Origin of the sequence: Novosphingobium sp. (assembly GCF_036820275.1) — a bacterium.
Classification (GTDB): Bacteria; Pseudomonadota; Alphaproteobacteria; order Sphingomonadales; family Sphingomonadaceae; genus Novosphingobium.
In genome coordinates this window covers 1-4,792 of the sequence record NZ_DAISLT010000086.1, presented here as the reverse complement: position 1 = coordinate 4,792, position 4,792 = coordinate 1, and the positions used below count along the sequence as shown (strand labels likewise).

At 65.6% G+C, this 4,792-nt stretch carries 3 protein-coding genes; 1 reads left to right on the top strand and 2 read right to left on the bottom strand.

All coding sequences use genetic code 11. The annotated features are described in order from the left end of the window. Positions 1-1,179: GlgB N-terminal domain-containing protein (locus V7066_RS28675; RefSeq protein ID WP_334186326.1), on the bottom strand; the 1,179-nt coding region annotated here is incomplete at its 3' end. Then, positions 1,176-3,557: a glycogen/starch/alpha-glucan phosphorylase gene (locus V7066_RS28670; RefSeq protein ID WP_442947398.1), complete on the bottom strand. Its 2,382-nt coding sequence runs from the start codon at positions 3,555-3,557 to the stop codon at positions 1,176-1,178. The genes V7066_RS28670 and V7066_RS28675, both read right to left, overlap by 4 nt. Positions 3,558-3,849: 292 nt before the next feature. Between V7066_RS28670 and V7066_RS28665 the strand changes: the two genes are divergently transcribed. Further along, on the top strand, positions 3,850-4,792 hold a 943-nt coding region (locus tag V7066_RS28665; protein WP_334186324.1), incomplete at its 3' end, for an alpha-amylase family glycosyl hydrolase.

Here is a 4,792-nt window from a genome sequence, read left to right as displayed (position 1 = left end):
GGCCCAGAACAGCGCATTGTTGACGAGAAAGCTCTGCACTTCCCGGCGGCCGAAATTGTAGATCAGGGTGTTCCAGTCCGGCTGGAAGCCGAGGCGCGGGTCCTGATGCTCGTAGAGCGCGGTGCCGTCGAAGCGGACGAGGCCGTGCTCGTCGGTCGGGAAGTGGGCGGGCACCCAGTCCAGGATCACGCCGATCCCCGCCCGGTGGGCACCGTCCACAAAACGCGCGAAACCGGCGGGTTCGCCGAAGCGGGCGCTTGGGGCGTAGAGACCGGTGGCCTGATAGCCCCAGGAGGGATCGTAGGGATGCTCGCTGATCGGCAGGAATTCGATATGGGTGAAGCCCATCTCGACGACATAGGGGATCAGCCGGTCCGCCAGATCGTCCCAGTTCAGGAACCAGTTGAAGCGGTCGCGCTGCCAGGACCCGGCGTGGACCTCGTAGATCGAGACCGGCACCTTGCGCGGATCGACTTTGGCCCAATGCGCGCGGTGAGCCTCGTCTCCCCAGTCGAGCTTGGCCGGGTGCGCGGTCATCGAGGCGGTGGCCGGGCGGATTTCCGACATGAACGCGAAAGGATCGGCCTTCAGCGGCTGGACCATGCCGTCGGCACCGACGATGTGGTACTTGTAGGCGCGATAGTCGGCGATGTCGGGAAGGAAGATTTCCCAGACGCCGATGTCCCGGCGGTCGCGCATGACGTGACGGCGCGGGTCCCAGTCGTTGAAATCGCCGACCACGCTGACCAGCCGGGCATTGGGCGCCCAGACCGCGAAGTGGACGCCGCTGGCGCCCTCGTGCCGGATGATATGCGCACCCAGCTTGTCGAAGAGGCGGAAATGCGTGCCTTGCGCGATCAGCAGGTCGTCCACCGGCCCCAGCACCGGGCCGAAAGTGTAAGGGTCGGTGACCAGCCAGTCGCCGCCATCCGCCGAGCAGCGGTAACGGATCGGCTGCGGTTTGCCGAGCAGCTTGCCTTCGAACAGGAAGCGGTCATCGACCTTGCCGAGCGTGCCCAGCTTGCGGCCGTCGAGGCTGAAGGCTTCCACCGTCTCCGCACCCGGCAGGATCGCGCGGGCGTGCGAGCCGCCTGGGCCGGGATGGAGGCCGAGAAGCGAGAACGGGTCGGCGTGGGTGCCTTGCAGCAGGGATTCGAGGGCGCTTTCCGGCGGCGTCACAGGACCTTCCAGATGTCTTTGGCATATTCGGAAATCGTCCGATCCGAAGAGAACCAACCGACATTGGCAATGTTCCTGATGGCCGAGGCCCGCCAGCCCGCCACGTCTTCCCAGCGCGCGTCGATGGAACGCTGGGCGGCGGCATAGCTGTCGAAATCGGCCGCGCACATGAACCAGTCATGGTCGTGGATGCCGCCGATCAGGTCCTTGTAGCGATCCGGATCGTCGGGCGAGAACACGCCGGAAGAAATCGCCGAGAGCGCCTGACGCAGTTCCCGCGAACCGTCGATCACCTCGCGCGGGTTGTAGCCGCTTGCCCGCTTCGCCGCGACTTCCTCCGCCGTCAGGCCGAAGATCACGATATTGTCGTCGCCGACATGATCCTTGATCTCGACATTGGCGCCGTCGAGCGTGCCGATGGTCAGTGCGCCGTTGAGGGCGAACTTCATGTTGCCGGTGCCCGAGGCCTCCATGCCCGCGGTCGAAATCTGTTCCGAAAGGTCCGCCGCCGGGAAGATCCGCTCGCCCAGGCTGACATTGTAGTTCGGTACGAAGACGACCTTGAGCAGACCGCCCACCGAAGGGTCGGCGTTGACGCGGCGGGCGATGTCGTTGGCCAGTTTGATGACCAGCTTGGCGTTGTGATAGCTCGGTGCGGCTTTCCCGGCGAAGATCTTCACGCGCGGCACCCAGTCCCGCTCCGGGTGGCTGCGGATCTGGTCGTAGAGCGCGACGGTCTCGATCAGGTTCAGCAGCTGGCGCTTGTATTCATGGATGCGCTTGATCTGCACGTCGAACAGCGCATCGGGATCGAGACGCACGCCCATGGTCTTCCTGATATAGTCCGAAAGCGCCGCCTTGTTGGCCCGCTTCACCTCGGCCACGCGCTCGCCGAACTGCGTATCGCCTGCGAAGGCGTTGAGATCGGACAGCTTTTCCGCATCGTCGAGGAAACCGTCGCCGATGGCCTCGCGGATCACGCGGGTCAGGCCCGGATTGCACTGCTGAAGCCAGCGGCGCGGGGTGACGCCGTTGGTCTTGTTGTTGATCCGGTCGGGATAGAGCTTGTGCAGGTCCGCAAAGACCGTCTGCTTCATCAGCTCGGTATGGAGCGCGGCCACGCCATTCACCGAATGGGCGCCGACGAAGGCAAGGTTGGCCATGCGTACGCGCCGCTCGCCGCCCTCGTCGATCAGCGAGATCGCGGCGATCTCGGCATCGCTGCACCCGGCCTTGCGCGCCTCGCGCAGGACCCGGCTGTTGATCGCGTAGATGATCTGCATGTGGCGCGGCAGCAGGCGCTCGAACAGCGGCAGCGGCCAGGATTCCAGCGCCTCGGGCAGAAGCGTGTGGTTGGTGTAGGACACCGTCCGGCGGCAGAGGTCCCAGGCCTCGTTGAATTCCAGGCCGTTCTCGTCGACGAGCAGGCGCATCAGCTCGGCCACCGCTACCGAAGGGTGCGTGTCGTTCAGCTGGATCGCCGCCTTTTCCGGCAGGGTACGGATATCGCCCAGGTACTGGACGTGGCGACGCACGATGTCCTGGATCGAGGCGGCGGTGAAGAAATACTCCTGCCGCAGGCGCAGTTCTTGACCCGCCGGGCTGGAATCGGCGGGATAGAGCACGCGCACGAGACTGTCGGCCCGGACCTGCTCGGCCAGGGCGCCGAAGTGGTCGCCTGCGTTGAAAGCGTCGAGCCGGATCGGGTCGAGCGGGCTGGCCGTCCAGAGGCGCAGGGTGTTCACCCGCTTGCCGCGCCAGCCGACCACCGGCGTATCGATCGCGGTCGCCTCGACCTGCTCGGCCGGGTGCCAGAACACCCCGTCGCCCTCGGCCACGACTTCGCCGCCGAAGCCGATACGGTAAGTGCTTTCGAGCCGCTCGAACTCCCAGGGATTGCCGTGGGCAAGCCAGGTTTCCGGCAGTTCGACCTGCCAGCCGTCGTCGATGCGCTGGCGGAACATGCCGTTCACGTAGCGGATGCCGTAGCCATAGGCAGGGATGTCCAGCGTCGCGAGGCTTTCCATGAAGCAGGCCGCCAGTCGCCCAAGGCCGCCGTTGCCCAGCGCCGCGTCGGGTTCCAGTTCCTCCAGCGCGGCAAGGTCCAGGCCATGGGCGCGCAGCGCCGCCTCGAACTCGCGGGTCATGCCCATGTTCGAGAGCGCATCGCGCAGCAGGCGACCGATCAGGAACTCCATCGAGAGGTAATAGACCCGCTTGCCGGCCGAATCGTACGTGCGGCGGGTGGAATCGATCCACTTCTCGATGATCTCGTCGCGCAGGGCGAGGATCGAGGCTGTGTACCAGTCATGCTGCTTGGCCGCGCGCTCGTCCTTGCCGACGCGCTGGCGCAGCACCCGCACGATATGCTTGTCCATTTCCGAGGGGAATGCAGTCTCGCTGCTGGAAACAGGATCGGTCGCCACGGGCACACTCCTGGTCTGGCCGTCGCAATCCCTTTCTCGCAAAAGTCCTGCAATCGGCGTAGTTTAGAGCCGGGATAACGCGGCATGCGCTCCGCAGTTTCCCTCGCTTTCCATCATGGCTACCACAGCCTTGCCTTGCGGCAAGGGCGATTGTGCAGCGCCGCAAAAAATTCGCGCGGCGCCCTCGGCAAGGATGGGGCAGCGATGGTATGACCTGCGGCAATCCCATTCGCGGAAGGTACGCATGAGCCTGACCGAAACCGAAGACAGCCCGCTTCCCCTGATCGCTGCCGAGGCCGCTCCGGACAGGCCCTGGTGGAAAGGCGCGGCGATCTACCAGATCTATCCGCGCAGCTTCCAGGACAGCAACGGCGACGGTGTGGGCGATCTTCCCGGAATCACACGCCGCCTCCACCACGTCGCCCGGCTCGGGGTGGACGCGATCTGGATCTCCCCGTTCTTCACTTCGCCGATGCGCGATTTCGGCTACGACGTGGCCGATTACTGCGGGGTCGATCCGGTGTTCGGGACGATGGCGGATTTCGACGCGCTGATCGCCCATGCCCATGCCCTGGGGCTCAAGGTCATCATCGACCAGGTCTATGCCCATACCTCGGACCTTCATCCCTGGTTCGCGGAAAGCCGCGCCGACCGGGGCAACTCCAAGGCGGATTGGTACGTCTGGCACGACCCCAGGGAGGACGGCACGCCTCCCTGCAACTGGCAGTCGGTCTTTGGCGGCCCTGCCTGGACATGGGACGCCCGCCGCCGCCAATACTACATGCACACGTTCCTGAAGGAGCAGCCGCAGCTCAACCTGCACAATCCCGCGGTGCAGGACGCCGTGCTGGGCGCGGCGCGGTTCTGGCTGGAGCGCGGGGTCGACGGCTTCCGGCTCGACGCGCTCAACCACGCGATGCATGACCCGCTGCTGCGGGACAATCCTCCTGCCCCCGCCGACGGCCGCGTCCGCACCCGCCCGTTCGACTATCAGCTCAAGACCTACAGCCAATCGCATCCGGACATGGTGGGTTTCGTCGAGCGGCTGCGGGCTCTTTGCGACGAATTCGGCGCAGTCCATACCGTGGCCGAGATCGGCGGCGACCATCCCCAGGCCGACCGCCGCGCCTATACCGCCGGCGAGCACCGGCTCAACAGCGCCTACGGTTTCGACTTCCTCTATGCCC

Bases quoted from the DNA above. Each gene is read 5' to 3' on its own strand.
- V7066_RS28670 (WP_442947398.1), bottom strand. From the start codon at position 3,557: ATGGACAAGCATATCGTGCGGGTGCTGCGCCAGCGCGTCGGCAAGGAC.